The 20,044-nt window shown below is 70.8% G+C and carries 19 protein-coding genes; 5 read left to right on the top strand and 14 right to left on the bottom strand.

Annotated features, from left to right (window positions below):
* Positions 1–123: 123 nt before the first annotated feature.
* The 6 genes from QMF80_RS34060 to leuA all read right to left on the bottom strand — a co-directional run bounded on the left by QMF80_RS34060 (position 124) and on the right by leuA (position 7,841).
* Positions 124–693 (bottom strand): hypothetical protein, encoded by a 570-nt coding sequence (locus tag QMF80_RS34060; protein WP_283460612.1) that lies wholly within the window; start codon positions 691–693, stop codon positions 124–126.
* 35 nt (positions 694–728) lie between these two features.
* Entirely contained in the window at positions 729–1,550 is an 822-nt protein-coding gene (locus tag QMF80_RS34065) for an isoprenyl transferase (RefSeq protein ID WP_283460615.1), read from the bottom strand.
* 11 nt (positions 1,551–1,561) lie between these two features.
* Positions 1,562–2,308, bottom strand: a complete 747-nt coding sequence (recO, locus tag QMF80_RS34070; protein ID WP_283460616.1) for a DNA repair protein RecO — start codon at positions 2,306–2,308, stop codon at positions 1,562–1,564.
* A gap of 94 nt (positions 2,309–2,402) precedes the next feature.
* Complete coding sequence (locus QMF80_RS34075) at positions 2,403–3,956, bottom strand: nucleobase:cation symporter-2 family protein (protein WP_283460618.1); 1,554 nt, start codon at positions 3,954–3,956, stop codon at positions 2,403–2,405.
* Positions 3,957–5,105: 1,149 nt separating this feature from the next.
* Entirely contained in the window at positions 5,106–5,810 is a 705-nt protein-coding gene (locus QMF80_RS34080) for a TerB family tellurite resistance protein (protein ID WP_283460620.1), read from the bottom strand.
* A 258-nt stretch (positions 5,811–6,068) separates the two neighbouring features.
* Entirely contained in the window at positions 6,069–7,841 is a 1,773-nt protein-coding gene (leuA, locus tag QMF80_RS34085) for a 2-isopropylmalate synthase (RefSeq protein ID WP_283460622.1), read from the bottom strand.
* 364 nt (positions 7,842–8,205) lie between these two features.
* On the opposite strand from leuA, the gene QMF80_RS34090 reads away from it, so the two are divergent.
* From QMF80_RS34090 to QMF80_RS34105, 4 genes are all read left to right on the top strand, one after another.
* On the top strand, positions 8,206–9,306 hold the full coding sequence (locus QMF80_RS34090; protein ID WP_283460623.1) for a M4 family metallopeptidase: 1,101 nt from the start codon (positions 8,206–8,208) through the stop codon (positions 9,304–9,306).
* Positions 9,307–9,324: 18 nt separating this feature from the next.
* Positions 9,325–9,594, top strand: a complete 270-nt coding sequence (locus QMF80_RS34095) for a protealysin inhibitor emfourin (protein ID WP_283460625.1) — start codon at positions 9,325–9,327, stop codon at positions 9,592–9,594.
* Positions 9,595–9,621: 27 nt separating this feature from the next.
* The gene (locus tag QMF80_RS34100; RefSeq protein ID WP_283460627.1) at positions 9,622–10,464 is read left to right on the top strand and encodes a GNAT family N-acetyltransferase; all 843 of its coding nucleotides are present in this window, start codon (positions 9,622–9,624) and stop codon (positions 10,462–10,464) included.
* A 155-nt stretch (positions 10,465–10,619) separates the two neighbouring features.
* Positions 10,620–11,312: a class I SAM-dependent methyltransferase gene (locus QMF80_RS34105; RefSeq protein ID WP_283460629.1), complete on the top strand. Its 693-nt coding sequence runs from the start codon at positions 10,620–10,622 to the stop codon at positions 11,310–11,312.
* Positions 11,313–11,366: 54 nt separating this feature from the next.
* Here QMF80_RS34105 and era read toward each other — a convergent pair whose 3' ends face one another.
* The gene (gene era, locus QMF80_RS34110; protein WP_502962979.1) at positions 11,367–12,317 is read right to left on the bottom strand and encodes a GTPase Era; all 951 of its coding nucleotides are present in this window, start codon (positions 12,315–12,317) and stop codon (positions 11,367–11,369) included.
* A gap of 646 nt (positions 12,318–12,963) precedes the next feature.
* Positions 12,964–14,025: a GlxA family transcriptional regulator gene (locus QMF80_RS34115; RefSeq protein WP_283460631.1), complete on the bottom strand. Its 1,062-nt coding sequence runs from the start codon at positions 14,023–14,025 to the stop codon at positions 12,964–12,966.
* A gap of 71 nt (positions 14,026–14,096) precedes the next feature.
* Here QMF80_RS34115 and QMF80_RS34120 point away from each other — a divergent pair, with 71 nt between their 5' ends.
* A complete protein-coding gene (locus tag QMF80_RS34120; protein WP_502962978.1) occupies positions 14,097–15,446 on the top strand; it encodes an MFS transporter in 1,350 nt (449 codons plus the stop codon).
* 53 nt (positions 15,447–15,499) lie between these two features.
* Here the strand turns inward: QMF80_RS34120 and QMF80_RS34125 are convergent, their stop codons facing one another.
* From QMF80_RS34125 to QMF80_RS34150, 6 genes are all read right to left on the bottom strand, one after another.
* Positions 15,500–15,871: a cytidine deaminase-like protein gene (locus tag QMF80_RS34125; protein ID WP_283460633.1), complete on the bottom strand. Its 372-nt coding sequence runs from the start codon at positions 15,869–15,871 to the stop codon at positions 15,500–15,502.
* Positions 15,872–15,972: 101 nt separating this feature from the next.
* On the bottom strand, positions 15,973–16,710 hold the full coding sequence (locus tag QMF80_RS34130; protein WP_283460634.1) for a hypothetical protein: 738 nt from the start codon (positions 16,708–16,710) through the stop codon (positions 15,973–15,975).
* 134 nt (positions 16,711–16,844) lie between these two features.
* Positions 16,845–17,198 (bottom strand): MmcQ/YjbR family DNA-binding protein, encoded by a 354-nt coding sequence (locus QMF80_RS34135; protein WP_283460637.1) that lies wholly within the window; start codon positions 17,196–17,198, stop codon positions 16,845–16,847.
* Positions 17,195–18,499 carry a hemolysin family protein gene (locus tag QMF80_RS34140; protein ID WP_283460638.1) on the bottom strand — a complete coding sequence of 435 codons (1,305 nt, stop codon included), beginning with the start codon at positions 18,497–18,499 and terminating at the stop codon, positions 17,195–17,197. The genes QMF80_RS34135 and QMF80_RS34140 overlap by 4 nt, the downstream gene beginning before the upstream one ends.
* On the bottom strand, positions 18,496–18,993 hold the full coding sequence (ybeY, locus tag QMF80_RS34145; protein ID WP_283460640.1) for an rRNA maturation RNase YbeY: 498 nt from the start codon (positions 18,991–18,993) through the stop codon (positions 18,496–18,498). The genes QMF80_RS34140 and ybeY overlap by 4 nt, the downstream gene beginning before the upstream one ends.
* A gap of 12 nt (positions 18,994–19,005) precedes the next feature.
* Positions 19,006–20,040 carry a PhoH family protein gene (locus QMF80_RS34150; RefSeq protein ID WP_283460641.1) on the bottom strand — a complete coding sequence of 345 codons (1,035 nt, stop codon included), beginning with the start codon at positions 20,038–20,040 and terminating at the stop codon, positions 19,006–19,008.
* Between the last annotated feature and the right edge of the window lie 4 nt (positions 20,041–20,044).

Raw genomic sequence — 20,044 nt, forward strand, 5'->3', positions numbered from 1 at the left:
ATCTGGTGCCGTGCATCGCAAGGCGGAGGATCGCCCGCCTACTGGACGTAATCGGGCGTTCCGACAACGCGGCGAGGTGCGGTACCAGGCGCCGCGAGCCAGGCGGGACTTTCGAAACACGCACTAGCGCCGACGCAGGTTCCGGTCCAGGATCGCCCGCAGCCCGTCGACGTCGGCCGGGGCCTGGATGCCCCGCTTGGGCAGGACCGTGATGGCCACCGCCCCCTTGTCGTCGCTGAGCATGACGAACGACCCCGGGGTCTCCACGTACGTGGGCTGCGCGGCCCACCCGATACGCATCTCACTGGCGGCCGTGGTCACCCGGAGTCCGGAGTCGTCGACGAGGACCCGGGCCTCCCCGGTCTTCTCCATGTACGTGCCCAACGACCGCGCCAGCAGCCAGGGCGTCAGCCGGGGGACGAACGGGGAGAGCCCCCACAGCGCCGCCCCGGCGGCGGCGAGGCCCACGGGCCGGCCCGTGACCTCCCCGTCCGCCGCCATCGCCAGTGCGCCGAACAGCACCAGCAGTGTCCCGAGGAAGGGATACAGCCAGCGCAGCCGCCGCCCCGCCGCCGTCGTGGCGGACCGGGCCCGGAGCGCCTCGGCAAGCTCCGGCCGGGTCGTCAGGTAGACCAGTTCGACCACCTGACCACTCCGCGGTACCGCCTGGTCCGCATGCACATTCGTGTCCATGACAGCGGACCCTACTCGGGGCGGCGGCGGCAAGATCAGCTGGTGGGGCCTTCGCCCTGGTTCGGGACGGCTCCGCCGAAGCGGCGGTCGCGCTGGGCGTATTCCAGGCAGGCCGCCCAGAGGTTACGGCGGTCGAAGTCCGGCCACAGCACGTCCTGGAAGACCATCTCGGCGTACGCGCTCTGCCAGAGCAGGTAGTTGGAGGTGCGCTGCTCGCCGCTGGGGCGCAGGAAGAGGTCCACGTCCGGCATGTCCGGGTAGTACATGTACTTCGCGAAGGTCTTCTCGTTGACCTTCGACGGGTCGAGGCGGCCCGCCGCGACGTCCCGCGCGATGGCCTGCGCCGCGTCCGCGATCTCCGCGCGCCCGCCGTAGTTGACACAGAAGTACAGCGTCATCGCGTCGTTGTCGACGGTCTGCTCCTGCGCGACCTGGAGCTCCTGGACGACCGACTTCCACATCTTCGGCATGCGGCCGACCCAGCGGATGCGGATGCCCAGCTCGTTCATCTCGTCGCGGCGGCGCCGGATGACGTCGCGGTTGAAGTTCATGAGGAAGCGCACCTCGTCGGGCGAGCGCTTCCAGTTCTCCGTCGAGAAGGCGTACAGGGAAAGGTTCTTGACGCCCATCTCCAGGCAGCCCTTGAGTACGTCGAGCACCACGCCCTCGCCGACCTTGTGACCCTCGGTGCGCGGCAGCCCGCGCTCCTTGGCCCAGCGGCCGTTGCCGTCCATCACGACAGCGACGTGGTTCGGGACCAGCTCGCCGGGGATCTTCGGCGGGCGCGCACCGGACGGGTGCGGCTCAGGAACCTTGTACTCCCTGCGAGAGCGTCCCAGAATCCCGCGTCGTGCCATGTCCCCAGCTCCTATTTCTCGACGTAACGCAGGGAGCGTAGCCCCCGCTCCAGATGCCAGTGCAAATACGCGGAGACGAGTCCGCTCCCCTCCCGCACGTGGCGCGCCTCGCAGGCGTCCGCGTGGGCCCAGTCACCGGTCAGCAGCGAGCTGAGCAGCCCGATGGCCTCCGACGAGGGTACGACGCTGCCGGGGACGCGGCAGTCCCCGCAGACCACTCCGCCCGCGCCGACGGAGAAGTGCCGGTTGGGGCCGTGGATCCCGCACTTCGCGCAGTCCGTGAAGCTGGGCGCGTAACCGTTGACGGCGAGGGAGCGCAGGAGGAAGGCGTCGAGGATGAGGTTCGGCGCGTGCTCGCCGCGCGAGAGGGTGCGCAGGGCGCCGACGAGCAGCAGGTACTGCTGGACGGCGGGCTCGCCCTCCTGCTCGGTGAACCGCTCGGCGGTCTCCAGCATCGCGGTGCCGGCGGTGTAGCGGGCGTAGTCCACGACGATGCCGTTGCCGTACGGGGCGATGATCTCGGTCTGGGTGCACAGCGGCAGGCTACGGCCGACGAGGTCGCTGCCGCGGGCGAAGAACTGCACGTCGGCGTGGGAGAAGGGTTCCAGCCCGGCGCCGAACTTCGACTTCGTCCTGCGCACCCCGCGGGCCACGGCCCGGACCCGGCCGTGGCCACGGGTCAGGAGCGTGATGATGCGGTCCGCCTCACCCAGCTTCTGGGTGCGCAGCACGATGCCGTCGTCGCGGAACAGACTCATGGGCCCATTGTCCCGTACGGCGCCGACAGCCCGGGGACGGCGACGTCCCCGGACCGGACGGGGGCCCGGTCCGGGGACGTCTCCCGGGGAGGAATCAGAGGGTCGGCGCCGGAGCGCTCTCGTCCTTGACGGGCTGGTGCGGTACGACCGCGTCCGGTGCGGCCTCGTCCGGTGCGAGCTCGTCCGGTGCGAGCTCATCCGGTGCGAGCTCGTTCTGTACGACCTCGTCCGGTGCGGCCACGTCCGGCAGGACGGGGGCGGCGGCCATCGGGACGGCGGCGTGCGGGTCGCCCTTCGGGAGGCCGTTGAAGAGCAGGTTGAGCACGATGGCGGCGGTGGCACCGAGGGTGACGCCGCTGTTGAGGAGCGAGGAGGCGTCCACACTCATGTGCTTCTCGAAGAAGGCCGGGACGGTGGCCGGGAAGAGTGCGAAGGCGAGCGAGACACCGACGATCAGCGCGTTCTTCTCCTCCTTCAGGTCCACCTTGCCGAGGGTCTGGATACCGGCGAGGGCGACCATGCCGAACATCACGGTGGCCGCGCCGCCCAGGACGCCGGGCGGGATCGCCGCGACGATGGCCGCGGCCTTCGGCAGTAGACCCAGGATGATCATGATCACGCCCGCGGCGACCACCACGAAGCGGCTCTTGACCTTGGTGACCCTGACCAGCCCGACGTTCTCGGCGAAGGCCACGTACGGGAAGGAGTTCAGCAGACCGCCGATCGCGGTGGCCGCGCCGTCGGCCCGCAGGGCCCGGGCCACGGTCTCGCTGTCGATGTCCTTGCCGACGATCTCACCGACCGCGTAGGTGTCACCCGTCGTCTCGACCATGGTGATCAGCATGACGATCAGCATGAGGAGGATCGGGAACCACTCGAACTTCGGGGCGCCGAAGTGGAAGGGGGTGGTGACCCCGATCCAGGACGAGCCGCTCACGGCGCCGAACTTCGCGTCACCGAGGGCGAAGGCGACGAGGGTGCCGCCGACCAGGCCCAGCAGGACCGCGATGCTGGACAGGAAGGGCTTGCCCAGCCGCATCACGACCAGGACGAAGAGCATCGTCCCAGCGGCGTAGGCCAGCTGCGTGGGGTCGCCGCCGTCGCCGACCAGCGGGGCACCGCCGACCACGTCCTTGAGCGCGACCGGCAGCAGGACGATGCCGAGGATCGTGATCACCGTGCCGGTGACCACGGGCGGGAACAGCGACATCACGATGCGGAACACGCGGGCCGGCATCCAGGCGAAGGCGAAGGTCGCGATGCCCGCGGTGATGACCGCGCCGTAGATCACCAGCAGAGCGGCCGTTCCGCCGCCCGCGCCCAGTCCGATGGCGATCATCGGGGACACGGCGGTGAAGGTGACGCCCTGGATGATCGGCAGCCGGGCGCCGATCCGGCCGATCCCCCAGGCCTGGATGATCGAGGCGATGCCGCAGGTGAAGAGGTCCGCGTTGATCAGGTAGACCAACTGCTCGGGGGTGAGCTTGAGTGCGCTGCCGACGAGGATCGGGACGATCACCGCGCCTGCGTAGAACGCGAGTACGTGCTGGAAGCCGTACAGCGCGAGCTTGGGGAGGGGGAGCACCTCGTCGACCGGGTGCGTGCTCTGCTGTCCGTTGGCGGAAAGCCGGGCGGCGACACGTGCCATCTCTGCCTTGCCCTTCAAGAGGTAGGTAAGCGAGAGGAGATCTGGTTATCCCTGGTCGAAGTGGGTCGTGAGCCCGTTGATCCGCCAGGGTTGGCAGTACTTCACGTGAATCGAAGCCGTGGATTGTTACCGGCGGCGCCTCGTCGTGTGACCGGAATTGAACGCCCGTGGGGGGCTTCACAGATATCGTCGACTTCTACAAATTGTTGACGCTCTGTGAACCCATCTCAGGATGTTCCTCCAATGGCGCGCGCCCCGACATGGGAGTACGCCGATCCCCCGCGCAAGCGCCTCCTTTGCGGTGCACGCCTGCTAAACCAGACCTGTGGCCACTCCGTTGACGTGCTGGAACGGTGGGTTCTGCTGATTGCTCACCGCAAATCCAGAGCCCTCCGAACACCTGTCCACTTGGTGGATAGACCAACCCCGGAGGGATCACCACCACGCATCTGACGACACCTCTCAGCCACGCGGGAGGCCAGATTGTTACGTGGCGGGAGGTCGCGGCTGCGCCGCGGGGGCGGGGCGCGGCTGCGCCACGCGGGCGTGACTTCGCGCTTCCGGGGTCGGGGTCGTGCCCGGGGGCTGCCCCATGACCCGGGACCGCGTGGAGCGGCCGGGGCCCGGGAGGCGGCGAACAGCCCCAGGCGACAGGCGCGCACGATCGCCGTGATGGGTGGCGGCCGTCTCGGCGGGCGGCGGACCGGCCGTGGCCGGGCATAAGCCGCCACCCATCGCTACACAGTCGCGGTCGGCAGGCGACTGCGGTCCGTCATGGGCTCACACGACGGCCCAGCCGAAGTAGGAGCAGGTCAAGACGCCGACTGACCCACGATGGGTGAGGCAGATACCCACAAAAGGGGCATCGAGTCGGTTCGTTGAGTGTCGGATGGCGCTTGACCCGACTTCACGCTCATCCCACGGTCTTTCATCCCACCCACAGCCCGCAGACGCCCGCCCGCCGCCACTGTGGAGTGATGGATGGCGGCTTATGCCCAGCCACGGCCGGTCCGCCGGCCGCCGAGACGACCGCGACCGTGTAGCGATCTGCCCGCGTGCTTGTCGCCTGCGGCTTGTGGCTGTTCGCCGTCTCTGAGGCCCCGGCGCACGGTCGGAGCTCCCGGGTCATGGGAGCCCTCCCCCCGGCCCCTACCAGGAGCCCGTCGCTCGGACGCCCGCCAGCAGGCGGGAGATTTCGTCGCCGTCAAGGTGGAGGGCCGCGCCCACCGTGGCCAGGACTTCTCGCTCGGCCGGGATGTACGGGCCGTCCGCGAGGGCGATGCGGGCGGCCTGGAGCAGCAGGGACTCCCGGCCGGGGCCGGCCAGGTGCGGGGCCAGCGGCTCCAGGGCCTCGTGCAGCTCGATCGAGAGGGCCGCTCCGCAGCACTCCGGGCCGTCGTAGAGGCCCAGGCGCCCCTCGTCGGTGCCCAGCGCCTCGACCAGGGCCTCCAGCTGCTCCTCCGTACAGTCCTGGAAGCCCGCCGCCCGTACGGCGCTCACAGCGGCCTCCAGGGCGCTGGGCGAGGACGTACCGCCCGCCGCGAGCACGGCGAGGGTGACTGTGTGCACGGCGTCCCGCAGCATCGCCGAGAAGCGGGTCGTGGTCGGGTGGTCGAGGACGTCCGTGTCGAAACGGTCGTGGCAGCCCGCGCACTCGACGACGGGGCCGACGGTGCCGCGCGGCAGCAGTGGTACGCCGAGGACGGTGAACCGCCGACGGCCGGTGCGGCGCCGGTAGTTGCGGTCACCCCCGCACCCCGGGCAGAAGAAGTCTCCGTCACCCACGGTGCTCCAGGTGGTACGGATGCCCCACGCCGTCAGCTTCCGGCCGGTCCCACCCCGAACTGGCAGCACGTCGCACCTCCGTAACGTTCCGGCAACATCGCCGGGTTGGCGTGATGTTAGCCACATCGGTGAGCATGCGTCAGTCGTGTGACAAGACAACATCGGTCGAACGCGTGAGTTGGCCGAACTGCGCCCCCGGTTTTCCCGGTCCGTTCCGCCCGGTTCCTCCCTCGTACGAGGGACCCGGCCACCCCCCCGAACGCGACGGAGCCCCGTCCCTCGCTCTCGCGCGGGACGGGGCTCCGGCCGTCAGCGGTCCGTCGTCGGTCAGCGTCCCGCGCGGTTGACCGCGGAGATGACCGCCTTCAGCGAGGCGCGCGTGGTGTTCGCGTCGATGCCGATGCCCCACAGCACGCGGCCGTCGATGGCGCACTCGATGTACGAGGCGGCCTGCGCGGACGCGCCCTCGCTCATCGTGTGCTCCGTGTAGTCCAGCAGCCGGGCGTCGATGCCGATCGCGGCCAGCGCGGCGAAGAAGGCCGAGATCGGGCCGTTGCCGGTGCCCTCCAGTACGGTCTCGACGCCGTCGACGACCGCTTCGACGGTCAGCGTGTCGGTGCCGTCCGCGTCGGTGGCCGTCTGGCCCGAGCGCAGCTGGATGCGGCCCCAACGGGCGTCCGCGTTCGCACGGTTGGGCAGGTACTCGTCCTCGAAGATGGACCAGATCGCCTTCGGCGTGACCTCGCCGCCCTCGGCGTCGGTCTTGGCCTGGATGATCCGCGAGAACTCGATCTGCATGCGGCGCGGCAGGTCCAGCTTGTGCTCGTTCTTCAGGACGTACGCGATCCCGCCCTTGCCGGACTGCGAGTTGACCCGGATGACCGCCTCGTAGGAGCGGCCGACGTCCTTCGGGTCGATCGGCAGGTAGGGCACCGCCCACTCGATGTCATCCACCGTCTTGCCCTGGGCGGCCGCGTCGGCCTCCATGGCGTCGAAGCCCTTCTTGATGGCGTCCTGGTGGGAGCCGGAGAAGGACGTGTAGACCAGGTCGCCCGCGTAGGGGTGGCGCGGGTGGATCTCCATCTGGTTGCAGTACTCGGAGGTGCGGCGGATCTCGTCGATCTGGGAGAAGTCCAGCTCCGGGTCCACGCCCTGCGAGAACAGGTTCATGCCCAGGGTGACCAGGTCGACGTTGCCCGTGCGCTCGCCCTGCCCGAACAGGCAGCCCTCGACGCGGTCGGCGCCCGCCATGACGGCCAGTTCGGCGGCGGCGACGGCGGTGCCGCGGTCGTTGTGGGGGTGGACGGAGATGCAGACGTGCGCGCGGCGGGTCAGGTTGCGGGCCATCCACTCGAAGCGGTCCGCGTGGGTCGAGGGCGTGGAGCGCTCGATCGTCGCGGGCAGGTTCAGGATGATCTCGCGGCCCTCGCCCGGCTGCCAGACGTCACAGACGGCCTCGCAGACCTCCAGGGCGAAGTCCAGCTCGGTGTCGGTGAAGATCTCCGGGCTGTACTGGTAGCCGAAGACGGTCTCCTCGCCCAGGATCTTCTCGGCGTACTCCATGACCAGGCGGGTGCCGTCGACGGCGATCTGCTTGATCTGCTCCTTGGAGCCGCGGAAGACGACCCGGCGGAAGGTCGGCGCGGTGGCGTTGTACAGGTGGACGGTGGCGCGCTTGGCGCCGACCAGCGACTCGACGGTGCGCTCGATCAGGTCCTCGCGGGCCTGGGTCAGTACCGAGATGGTGACGTCATCGGGGATGGCGCCCTCTTCGATGATGGAGCGTACGAAGTTGAAGTCGGTCTCGCCCGAGGACGGGAAGCCGACCTCGATCTCCTTGAAGCCCATGCGCACCAGCAGGTCGAACATCTCGCGCTTGCGGGCGGGGCTCATCGGGTCGATCAGGGCCTGGTTGCCGTCGCGCAGGTCGGTGGACAGCCAGCGGGGCGCCTTGGTGACCCGGGCGTCGGGCCACGTGCGGTCGGGGATGTCCACCTGGTCGTACGGGGCGTACTTGTGGATCGGCATGCCGGAGGCGCGCTGCGTGTGCGTGGCGTTGGTGATGGGGGTGGGTCGTCCCGCAAAAATGTGCTGAGTCATGGCGTAGGGCTCCTCGCGTGTCCACGTGATGTTCGCTGGGACGGCCGACAGGCAGTAAAACCGCAACACCGGACTCCGCGGGGAGGGGGTCGGCCTACGACTACGGGCCCTCGCCGCGGCAGCTAAGGAGAAGCAGCCCAAAACGCATGATGACCGCACCCTAGCCCAGCCGCGCGGCTGTGCGGGGACCTGTTTCAGTATGCAAGACCACGCAGTCCGTTTTGTACCCTTTGTGAGTTACAACTCGTTTACCCGTGCGAGGTCCGGGCGATCCGTCAACACGACTCCATGCGCTTTCAGACAGTCGAATGAATCATGGTTGCAGCTAGTGACAGCGCCATGACGCAGTGCGACATTGCCGGACATGGATGCCACGCCTCGCCACACCGCTCACCACCCGGTTCACCGCACCGCTCACCACCCGGTCTTCTGCGCGATCGTGCCGCCGCACATGCTCGACCGCATCGCCCGGTCCGAGGACACCCGCCGCGCGGACATCGCGCAGCGCACCCTCGAACACGACTCCCTCCAGCGCACCCGGCGCCGCGTCAACACCCTCCGGGGCATCGCGCCGGAGCTCGGCACTCCGCCGTCCGACACCCCGGCACGGACGATCTACGACGCCCAGCACCACACCCGTCTGCCCGGCAAGAAGGTCCGCGCCGAGGGCGCCCCGGTGGACAAGGACGCCTCCGTCAACCGCGCCTACGCGGGGCTCGGCTCCACCTTCGAGCTGTACCTGAAGGCGTACGGACGCCACTCGATCGACGGTTCGGGGCTGCCCCTGAACGCCAGCGTCCACTACGGCGAGCAGTACAACAACGCCTTCTGGGACGGCACTCAGATGGTCTTCGGGGACGGCGACGGCGACCTGTTCCTCGACTTCACGGTCTCCGTGGACGTCATCGGGCACGAGCTGACCCACGGCGTCACCCAATACACGGCCAACCTGGAGTACTACGGCCAGTCGGGCGCGCTGAACGAGTCGATGTCGGACGTCTTCGGCTCCCTCATCAAGCAGTACTCACTGGACCAGACCGCGCGGGACGCGGACTGGCTGATCGGGGCCGGGCTGCTCGGCCCGAACGTCAGCGGGGTCGCCCTGCGCTCCATGAAGGCCCCGGGTACGGCGTACGACGACGACGAGCTGGGCAAGGACCCGCAACCCGCGACGATGGACGGCTACGTGCGCACCAGCGGGGACAACGGCGGGGTGCACATCAACTCCGGCATCCCCAACCACGCGTTCTACCTGCTCGCGGCCGATCTCGGCGGCAAGGCCTGGGAGCGGGCCGGGCAGATCTGGTACGACACCCTGACCGGCGGCGAGCTGACCTCCGACGCGGACTTCGCTCAGTTCGCGCGGCTGTCGCTGGCGGCGGCCACGGCCCGGTTCGGGGACGGCGGCGCCGAACAGCAGGCGCTGCTGAAGGCATGGTCGGTAGTGGGTGTGCCGACCGCGTAGAGCCGGTAGACAGGTGTCATGCGGATTCTTGTGGTGCGGACGGGCGGGTTCACCGGTATCGAACGCCGGGTCGAGATCGACACGTCGGACCTGCCCGACGAGGCCGAATGGCAGGCCCTTGCACAGCTCGCGCTGCGTCCCGGACCGCCGGGGCATCCGGCCGGCGGGGTCCGGGACGGGTTCTCGTACCGGATCACGGTCGACGGGCGGACGGTGCTGTGCCAGGACCCGAACCTGTCCGACGCGCAGCGGCAGTTGATCACCCGGGTCCTCAAAGAGGGTGCCTGACCAGGGCTTCTCTGTTTGGATGCCCGGGTGAACCTTCTTGATGACCTTGAGCGCTACTACGACACCGCCCCGCGGAACGGCGGCGCGCGGGCCGAGGACCTCGGCCCGCTCACCCTGTTCGTGCAGGAGGGCACCGGCTGGCCGTACTACGCGCGCCCCGCGCTCGGCGGCGGCGACGGCACGGGAGCCGCGCCGGCAGCGGCGCCGGTGACGGTGGCCGATGTGGAACGGGTCCGTCGGCGTCAGCGCGCGCTGGGGGTCCCTGAGGCCTTCGAATGGGTGGCCGAAAACAGCCCCTCCCTGCGGGCCGCCGCCGAAGCCTCGGGGCTGCATGTTCATGCGCACCCCCTGATGGTTCTGGACCCGGCGGCCGTACGGAGTCCCGCGCATCCCGAGGTCCGGCTGCTCGGCGCGGACGACCCGCTGCTGCGGGCCGCGGTGACCGTGCCGATGCTGGCCTTCGCCGAGCCCGGCACCGCGCGGGGCGAGGCGGGTCCGGCGCAGCTGGCCGCCGCCGCGGCGGACCCGGCGGCGCACGCCCGGCAGGCGCATGTGGCGGCCCTGCTCGCCTCGGGCCGTACCGGCCTCGCGGCAGCGGTGCGCGGGGGCGCGGTCCTGTGCTCCGGCCAGTACAACCCGGTGGGCGGCACGGCCGAGGTCGTGGGCGTCGGCACCCTCCCGTCGGCCCGCCGCCAGGGTCTCGCGCAGGCCGTGACGCAGGCGCTGGTCGCCGACGCGCTGGCCAGGGGCGTCCGTACGGTGTTCCTGTCCGCGGGCGACGAGGACGTGGCCCGGATGTACGGGCGGATCGGCTTCCGCCGGGTGGGCACGGCACTGATCGCGGAGCCCCCGCAGGAGCGGGCCGCCTGAGCCGTCCCTCGCGGCTCCCGCCCGGCCCGCGCGGAAGCGCGCCCAATACGCCGCCCGGGCGGCGTATTTGCCGGACCGGCAACAATATTTGTCGGGCGCGCGGGCGCGGGCGCAGCATCGGGGAACCGGCAGCCGCCCGCACAGGAAGAGGCCCCATGCCCGAGCACGCGCACACCCCCGCGCAGGACCACACCCACGACCACGCCCACGAGGGCCCGCCCGCCGAGGGCGCCACCGGCGCCGCGTACTGGGACGCCCGCTACCAGGAGAGCGACCGGATCTGGAGCGGGCGGGCGAACACCGTCCTGGTCCGCGAGATCGCGGGAGTCACCCCCGGCCGCGCCCTGGACCTCGGCTGCGGCGAGGGCGGCGACACGGTGTGGCTGGCCCGCCAGGGCTGGCGCGTCACCGCGACGGACATCTCCGGCGTCGCCCTGGAACGGACGGCGGCGCACGCCGCCGAGGCGGGCGTGGCGGACCGGGTGGACTGCCGGCGGCACGACCTGACCGAGTCGTTCCCGGCCGGGGAGTTCGACCTCGTCTCGGCGTGCTTCCTGCACTCCTTCGGCGACTTCCCCCGCGAGCGGATCCTGCGCACCGCGGCCCGGGCGGTCGCCCCCGGCGGCGTCCTGCTGATCGTGGGCCACGCGGGCTGGGCGCACTGGCAGGAGAACGTCCACCCCGAGGTCCGCTTCCCCACCCCCGACGAGGTCGTGGCGGAGCTGGAGCTGCCGGAGGGCGCGTGGGAGGTGCTGCTGGCCGGGGAACACGAACGGGCCCAGGACCAGCCTGACGGCAGGCCCGGGACCCGGACGGACAACGCGGTGAAGGTACGGCGGCTGGCCTGACCCCTTGGGGTCAGGCCCGGCCCGCGACGGACGGAGTCCGGCGCGTCGAGACGGTCAGAAGCCGAGCTTGCGGAGCTGCTTGGGGTCGCGCTGCCAGTCCTTCGCGACCTTCACGTGCAGGTCGAGGAAGACGGGGGTGCCGAGCAGCGCCTCGATGTGCTTGCGCGACTTCATCCCGACCTCCTTCAGGCGGGAGCCCTTCGGGCCGATGATGATGCCCTTCTGGCTGGGCCGCTCGATGTAGACGTTCGCGTGGATGTCCAGCAGCGGGCGGTCGGCCGGGCGGTTCTCGCGCGGGATCATCTCCTCGACGACCACGGCGATGGAGTGCGGCAGCTCGTCGCGTACGCCCTCCAGCGCGGCCTCGCGGATCAGCTCGGCCACCATCACCATCTCGGGTTCGTCGGTGAGGTCGCCCTCCGGGTACAGCGGCGGGCTCTCCGGCAGCAGGGGTGCGATCAGGTCCGCGAGCAGCTGTACCTGGCTGTCGCCGACCGCCGAGACCGGAACGATCTCGGCCCACTCGAAGCCCAGCTCGATGCCGAGCTGGTGGATGGCGAGGAGCTGCTCGGCCAGGGCCTTGGACTCGACCAGGTCGGTCTTCGTCACGATGGCGATCTTGGGGGTCTTCTTGATCCCCGCGAGTTCCTTGGCGATGAACTTGTCGCCGGGGCCGAGCTTCTGGTCGGCGGGCAGGCAGAAGCCGATCACATCGACCTCGGACCAGGTGGCCCGTACGACGTCGTTCAGGCGCTCGCCCAGCAGGGTGCGGGGCTTGTGCAGTCCTGGGGTGTCGACCAGGACGAGCTGGGCGTCCGGGCGGTGCACGATGCCGCGGACCGTGTGCCGGGTGGTCTGCGGCCGGTTGGAGGTGATCGCGACCTTGGTACCCACGAGTGCGTTGGTCAGGGTCGACTTGCCCGCATTGGGACGGCCGACGAAGCATGCGAAGCCCGCGCGGTGCGGGGCGGTGGGCTCGGGGGAACGATCGCTCATACGGGCCATTCTCCCCGATGCGGCTCCCAGCGCCGACCAGGCCACGGCGAGGAGGGCCGTAGCGCCCGCCAGCAGGGTCCCGAGGCGGGGGTGCGCGGCGTATCCGGCGGTGCCCTCGGCGGTGGCCCCGGGGGCCGTGGCGCGCACGGTCGTCCGGGTCCGGTCCAGGGCGGGCGGGTCCGGCCAGGACTCGGTGAGCCGGACCCGCTGGCCGGGCAGCAGCTCGGCCGGAGCGGTCGCCGCCCCGTGCGCCAGGGGGCGGCCGAGGGCTCCGGTGGAGGTGAGGGCGATCCGGGGCCGCAGGGTGACGTTGCCGAGATCGCGGAGGGTGTACGTGATCTCCGCACCGGAGCCGTGCGGGGTGACCGTGAGCCCCTCGACGGCGAGGGCGGGCGCGGTCGGGCCCGAGACCCGGAGGTAGACGCGGGCGGCGACGGCCCGCCGTACTCCGATGGCCCCGGCGGTGGCGGTGGGCTCGTCCTCCAGGGCGACGACGGCCCCGGGGTGGTCCCCGGGCTCCGCCCGCTCGGGGACGGCCACGGTGAAGGGCACGCTGACGGCGCCCCCGGCCGGGACGGTGACCCGGTCCCGCGCGAGCCGGGTCCAGGCGCCGGTGGCTCCGCGGGGCTCCTCGGGGCCGCGGACGGCGAAGGCATCACCCATTGACTGATGGGCCATCAGTTTCCGTCAGGGTGAGGGCGCCGGAGCCGGGCACCGGCCCCGCGCGCCCGCCCTCCTGGAAGGTCCGCCGGTACGCGGTCGGGTTCACCCCGATCGCCGCCTGCACGTGCTTGCGCAGGGACTGGGCGCTGCCGAACCCCGTTTCCCGGGCCACCTGTTCCATCGGCAGGTCCGTGCGTTCCAGCAGCTGCCTGGCCCGCTCGACCCGCTGCATCACGATCCACTGGCCGGGGCTGACCCCGGACTCCTCGCGGAACCGGCGGGTGAACGTCCGTACCGACATGGCCTCCTGGCGGGCCAGGTCGGTCAGCCGGACCGGCTCGTGGAGCCGGTCCAGCACCCAGGCGCGGGCCGCGGTGGTGCTCGCCGCCTGCGACTGCGGTACCGGGCGCTCGATGAACTGGGCCTGCCCGCCGTCCCGGTGCGGCGGTACGACGGTGCGCCGGGCCACGTCGTTCGCGACGCCCGCGCCGTGGTCGCGGCGCACGATGTGCAGGCACAGGTCGATCCCGGCGGCCACTCCGGCGGAGGTCAGCACGTCCCCCTCGTCCGTGTACAGCACGTCCGGATCGACCCGGACGGCCGGGAAGAGGCGCTGGAAGTGCGCGGCGGAGGACCAGTGGGTGGTGGCGCGGCGGCCGTCGAGGTACCCGGCGGCGGCCAGCACGTACCCGCCCGTGCAGATGGAGACGAGCCGGGTGCCGGGGCGGATGTGCGCGAGGGCGGCGGCCAGTTCGGGGGTGAGCCGTCCCTCGTCGTAGACCGGACCCAGCTCGTAGGAGGCGGGTACGACGACCGTGTCGGCGGTGGCCAGCAGCTCGGGCCCGTGCTCGACGTCGATCGAGAAGTCGGCGTCGGTGCGGACCGGGCCGGGGGCGAGCGCGCAGGTCAGGATCTCGTACAGCGGCAGGCCCGCCACGTCCTTGGCCCGGCCGAAGATCCGGTGCGGGATGCCGAGCTCGAAGGGCAGCAGCCCGGTGAGCGCGAGGACGACCACGCGGTGGGCCGACGGGGGCGGTGTCGCGGCGGAGGTCATGGCCCGATCATAGCGAACCATGTCGTTCAGGCCACTGGAGTACGGGTGGCTCGGGCCCGGAAGCTGTCCCTGTGACCCAGACAGCCCCCACCTCAGGCACCACGCCCGCCCCGGGCACCACGCGCGCCCCCGGCGGCGCCCCCGTCCACGGCCCGGCGCCGCGCCCGGCCGGGCGGATCCACCGCGCCTGGTCCGTCGCGGCCGTCACCTTCGTGACGATCATCGGCGCCGCGGCCTTCGCCTCCCTGCCCGGACTGCTCCTCGACCCCCTGCACAAGGAATTCGACTGGTCCCGCGGCACCATCGGCTTCGCCGTGTCCGTCAACCTGGCCCTGTACGGGCTGACCGCGCCCTTCGCCGCCGCACTGATGGACCGTTTCGGCATCCGCCGGGTGGTGGTGGTCGCGCTGACGGTGATATCCGGCGGCACGGCGGCCACCGTGTGGATGACCACGTCGTGGCAGCTGGTGCTGTTCTGGGGCGTACTCGTGGGCCTGGGCAGCGGTTCGATGGCGCTGGCCTTCGCGGCCACGGTCACCAACCGCTGGTTCACCACCCAGCGCGGCCTGGTCACCGGCGTCCTGACGGCGGCCGGGGCCTCCGGTCAGCTGATCTTCCTGCCGCTGCTGGCCTGGCTGGTGGAGAACCACGGCTGGCGCCCGGCGTCGGTGACGGTCTCACTGGCGGCGCTGGCGGTCGTACCGTTCGTCTGGCTGCTGCTGCGCGACCATCCGGCGGACGTGGGGCTCGCCCCGTACGGCGGGGAGTACGCGCCCAAGCCCGCCCCCGTGCCGGGCGCCGCGCGCCGGGCCGTGAGCGTGCTGTTCAAGGCGGCCCGCACGGGACCGTTCTGGCTGCTCGCCGGAACCTTCGCGATCTGCGGGGCCTCCACCAACGGCCTCGTCAAGACGCACTTCGTGCCCGCCGCGCACGATCACGGCATGCCGGTGACGGCGGCGGCCGGACTGCTCGCGGTGATCGGCGTCTTCGACGTGATCGGCACGGTGGCCTCCGGCTGGTTCACCGACCGCTTCGAGGCCCGTCGGCTGCTGGCGGTCTACTACGCGCTGCGCGGGGTCTCGCTGCTGTTCCTGCCGATGCTGCTGGCGCCCTCGGTGCACCCGCCGATGGTGTTCTTCATCGTCTTCTACGGCCTGGACTGGGTCGCGACCGTGCCGCCGACGATCGCGCTGTGCCGGGAGCAGTACGGCGAGGACAGCGCGATCGTGTTCGGCTGGGTGCTGGCCTCGCACCAGGTGGGCGCGGCGGTGGTGGCGTTCCTGGGCGGTCTGGCGCGGGACGCCTTCGGCTCGTACGACCTGGTCTGGTACGCCTCGGGCGCGCTGTGCGCGGTGGCCGCGCTGATGGCGATGGTCATCCGGCGCCGCCGCGACCCGGCCGTGGTCCCGGCCGCCGCCTGAGCGGTCCGGGACGTCGCCTGAGCGGTCCCGGCCGGATCCGGCCCGCAGCCGGTTCAGCCCGCCGTGGTGGTGGACTTAAGGGTGCCGTCGGGGGCGGCGAGCAGGACCGGTGTGGCCGCTCCGCCGAGGTCGCGGACGGCCGCCCGGTCGGCCTCGGTGACGCTGTCGGCCGCGCTGACCACGGCCGCCGCCTCCAAGGACTGCGCTCCGCTGGCCACGGCCATCGCGACGGCGGTCCGCAGGGCGCTGAGCTTGAGCGACTCCAGCTCCACGGTCCCGGCGACGTACGTACGGCCCGTCTCGTCCCGCACCGCCGCCCCTTCGGGCACCCCGTTGCGGGCCCGGGCGCTGCGCGCCAGCGTGATGATCTTACTGTCTTCGGGGCCGGGCCCGGTGGCGCCGTTGGCGTTATCGCTGTCCGTCATGCCCGAAAGCATAGGAGAGCGCCTCGGCGGGGCCGCGCAACGGCCCCGCCGAGGCGTTCTCCCCTCAATACCCACCCCCGGCCCCCGGCACGGGGTTTCGACTAGGAAGTCGGCTTGGTGGCCTTCAGCGAGGTCTCCACCTTGTGGATGGCGCGGTCGAAGTCCTTCTCCCCGCGCTGCCCGTCGCCCCAGTTGTTGTGGACGGTGCTGATCGCGGCGCCGACCCGGATCACCGCGATGTCCTGGTCCACGGCGTGCACGTCGTTCTTGATCTGCACGCGCAGACCCGTGGACTGCTCGCCGAGGGCCGGGATCTCGAAGACCTCGGCTTTGGCGAGCGCGGTCTTGCCCTCGAAGGTGGACTTGAAGGAGCCGCAGGCCTTGACCGTCGCGGCGAGTGCGGTCACTGCCTGCTCGGCGTCGGCGGCACTCTCGTAGCCGCTGACGTCCTGGAGTATGTGGCTGCCGCCGCTCGCGTCGGTGAAGACGGCCTGCCGGTTGATCTTGTAGTCGGAGAGCAGCCGCCCGGTGTTGACCAGGTCGACGATCGCCTTGCAGGTGGTCGGCTTGGCGGGGCCGAACTCGTACGACGCGGCGTCACCGGAATCGATGACGGTGTCCTTCTCGAACTTCCATCCGGCGGACAGGTCCGCCGCCGTCAGCAGCACGCTCTTGGCCTGGTCCGCCGTCAGCGTCGCGGGCGCCTTGGCGGGAGCGTCCGCGGGCGCCTTCGCGGGAGCCCCGGCCGAGGCGGCCTTCCCCCCGCCCTCGCACGCGGCGGCGAAGAGGAGGGAGGCGGACGCGAGCGCGGTCGCGGCGAAACGGGTACGGCGGTGCACGGGGTCTCCAGGAACAGATCATGCTTGGCGGAAGCAAACATAAACACAAAGTAAGAGGATCCGAAGATCTCAAGGTCCAATAAAATTGTGACCTTGCTCCCAGCCGCCCCCGTCCCGCGGGCGCGCGACGCCCCTCAGGGCCGGTCGAGCCGCAGCCGCTCCGCCCGCGGCATCCCCGCCACCACCAGGTCGTACGAGTCCTCGACCAGTTCCCTGACCACGGCGTCCGGAAGTCCGCCCACGGTCACCGTGTTCCAGTGCCGCTTGTTCATGTGCCAGCCGGGCACGACCGCCTCGTACTCGGCGCGCAGCCGTACCGCGGCGTCCGGTTCACACTTGAGGTTGACCGTGAGCGGAGCGCCGTCGAGTGCCGAGAGCGCGAACACCTTGCCCAGCACCTTGAACACCGAGGTGTCCGGGTTGAAGGGGAACTCCTCGACCGCGGCGTTGAATCCGAGGCAGAAGGCGCGCAGCTCGGCCGGTGTCATTCCGTCTCCCCCTTGACCGCCGGCTCCGGCAAAACCGGCTCGACCAGCACGGTGATGATCTTGTTGCGGCGGCCCGCCGGGGATTCGGCGGTCAGCAGCAGCGAGCGCCCGTCGGGCAGCTCCTGGAACGCGGAGGCGCCCGCGATCGGCACCCGGCCGAGCGCCTTGGCCAGCAGTCCGCCGACCGTCTCCACGTCCTCGTCGTCGAAGTCCTCGACCCCGAACAGTTCGCCGAGGTCGGTGATGTCGAGCCGGGCGGTCACCCGGTAGCGGTCGTCGCCCAGCTCTTCCACGGGCGGGAGTTCACGGTCGTACTCGTCGGTGATCTCGCCGACGATCTCTTCGAGGATGTCCTCGATGGTGACGATCCCGGCCGTGCCGCCGTACTCGTCGATGACGACGGCCACGTGGTTGCGGACCTGCTGCATCTCGCGCAGCAGGTCACCCGCGTTCTTCGTGTCGGGCACGAAGACGGCCGGGCGCATCGCGGTGGTGACGAGTTCGGACTCGGCCTCGCGGCTGATGTGCGTCTTGCGGACGAGGTCCTTGAGGTAGACGATCCCGACGATGTCGTCCTCGTTCTCCCCGGTGACCGGGATCCGCGAGAACCCGGACCGCAGGGCGAGCGTGGTCGCCTGACGGATCGTCTTGTACCGCTCGATGCAGATCAGGTCGGTGCGCGGCACCATCACCTCGCGCACCAGGGTGTCGCCGAGTTCGAAGACCTGGTGCACCATCCGGCGCTCGTCGTCCTCGATCAGCGATTCCTTCTCCGCCAGGTCCACCATCGCGCGCAGTTCGGCCTCGGAGGCGAACGGCCCCTTGCGGAAGCCCTTTCCGGGGGTCAGCGCGTTGCCGATGAGGATCAGCAACTGCGGGATCGGGCCCATCACCCGGGCCAGCGGGACCAGGACGTACGACGCCGCCGTCGCGGTGTTGAAGGGGTGCTGGCGGCCGATCGTACGGGGGGAGACGCCCACCGCGACGAAGGAGACCAGCACCATCACCCCGATGGCCACGAGCAGCGCCGTCCACGTCTCGCCGAACTCCTGGAGGCAGACGTAGGTGACGAGGACGCCCGCAGCCATCTCGCAGGTGACCCGGACCAGCAGGGCCACATTGAGGTAGCGGGTGGGGTCGGCGGCGACCTGGGCGAGCTTGTCGCTGCCGCGCCGCCCCTCGCGTACGGCCTGCTCGGCGCGGAAGATGGACATCCGGGCGATCCCGGATTCGGCGCAGGCCGCGAACCAGGCCACCACGACCAGCAGGACCGCCCCGGTGATCAGCTGGGGGGCGGTCACGAGACGGTGGGAGCGGGAGAGGCGCCGGTCATGCCGCGCTCACCCCGCCAGCCGTCCACGATGGCGGCCTGGAGGCCGAACATCTCGGCCTTCTCGTCCGGCTCCTCGTGGTCGTAGCCGAGCAGGTGCAGCACCCCGTGGACGGTGAGGAGCTGGAGCTCCTCGTCCATGGAGTGCTGCGTCGGCGCGTCCTCGCCCTGCTTCTTGGCGACCTCGGGGCAGAGCACGATGTCGCCGAGGAGTCCCTGCGGGGGCTCATCGTCGTCCTTCGCCGGCGGACGCAGCTCGTCCATCGGGAAGGACATGACGTCGGTGGGTCCGGGCAGGTCCATCCACTGGATGTGCAGCTGCTCCATCGCCGCCTCGTCGACCACGATGACGGACAGCTCGGACAGCGGGTGGATCCTCATCCGGGTGAGCGCGTAGCGGGCGACGTCGAGGATCGCCTGCTCGTCGACATCGGTTCCGGACTCGTTGTTGACGTCGATCGACATGGTGCTTCTGGACTACTTCCCGTTGTGGCTGTCGTACTGCTCGTACGCGTCGACGATACGGCCGACGAGCTTGTGCCGGACGACATCCTCGGAGGTGAGCCGCGAGAAGTGGATGTCCGGGACGCCTTCGAGGATCTCCTGGACCTGGCGCAGACCGCTCTTGGTCCCGCCCGGGAGGTCGACCTGGGTGATGTCACCGGTGACGACGATCTTGGACTGGAACCCGAGCCGGGTGAGGAACATCTTCATCTGCTCGGGGCTGGTGTTCTGGGCCTCGTCGAGGACCACGAACGCCTCGTTCAGAGTTCTTCCGCGCATGTAGGCCAGGGGCGCGACCTCGATCGTGCCCGCCGCCATCAGGCGGGGGATCGAGTCCGGGTCCATCATGTCGTGCAGCGCGTCGTAGAGCGGGCGCAGGTAGGGGTCGATCTTGTCGAAGAGGGTGCCGGGCAGGAAGCCGAGGCGTTCGCCCGCCTCGACGGCCGGTCGGGTCAGGATGATCCGGCTGACCTGCTTGGACTGCAGGGCCTGGACCGCCTTGGCCATCGCCAGGTAGGTCTTGCCGGTACCGGCGGGGCCGATGCCGAAGACGATCGTGTTCTTGTCGATCGCGTCGACGTAGCGCTTCTGGTTGAGGGTCTTGGGGCGGATGGTGCGGCCGCGGCTGGAGAGGATGTTCTGGGTGAGCACGTCCGCCGGGCTCTCGGACTCGTGCCCTCCTTCACCCCCGGCGCCGCTGCCGTTGGCCCGCAGCATCGCGATCGACCGTTCCACTGCGTCCTCCGTCATCGGCTGCCCGGTGCGGAGCACCAGCATCATCTCGTCGAACAGGCGCTGGACGAGGGCGACTTCCGCCGCTGCCCCGACCGCGCTGACCTGGTTGCCACGGACATGGATGTCGGTGGCGGGGAACGCCCGCTCGATCACGCGCAGCAGGGCGTCGCCGGAACCCAGCACCGTCACCATCGGGTGCGTGGCCGGGACGGTGAAGTGGGCTCGTGCCTGCCCCGGCAGTGCGGGGGTGCGGGCTGTGGGTGTCTGAGTCATGGGC

The sequence above is a fragment of the Streptomyces sp. G-G2 genome (assembly GCF_030063135.1).
Classification (GTDB): domain Bacteria; phylum Actinomycetota; class Actinomycetes; order Streptomycetales; family Streptomycetaceae; genus Streptomyces.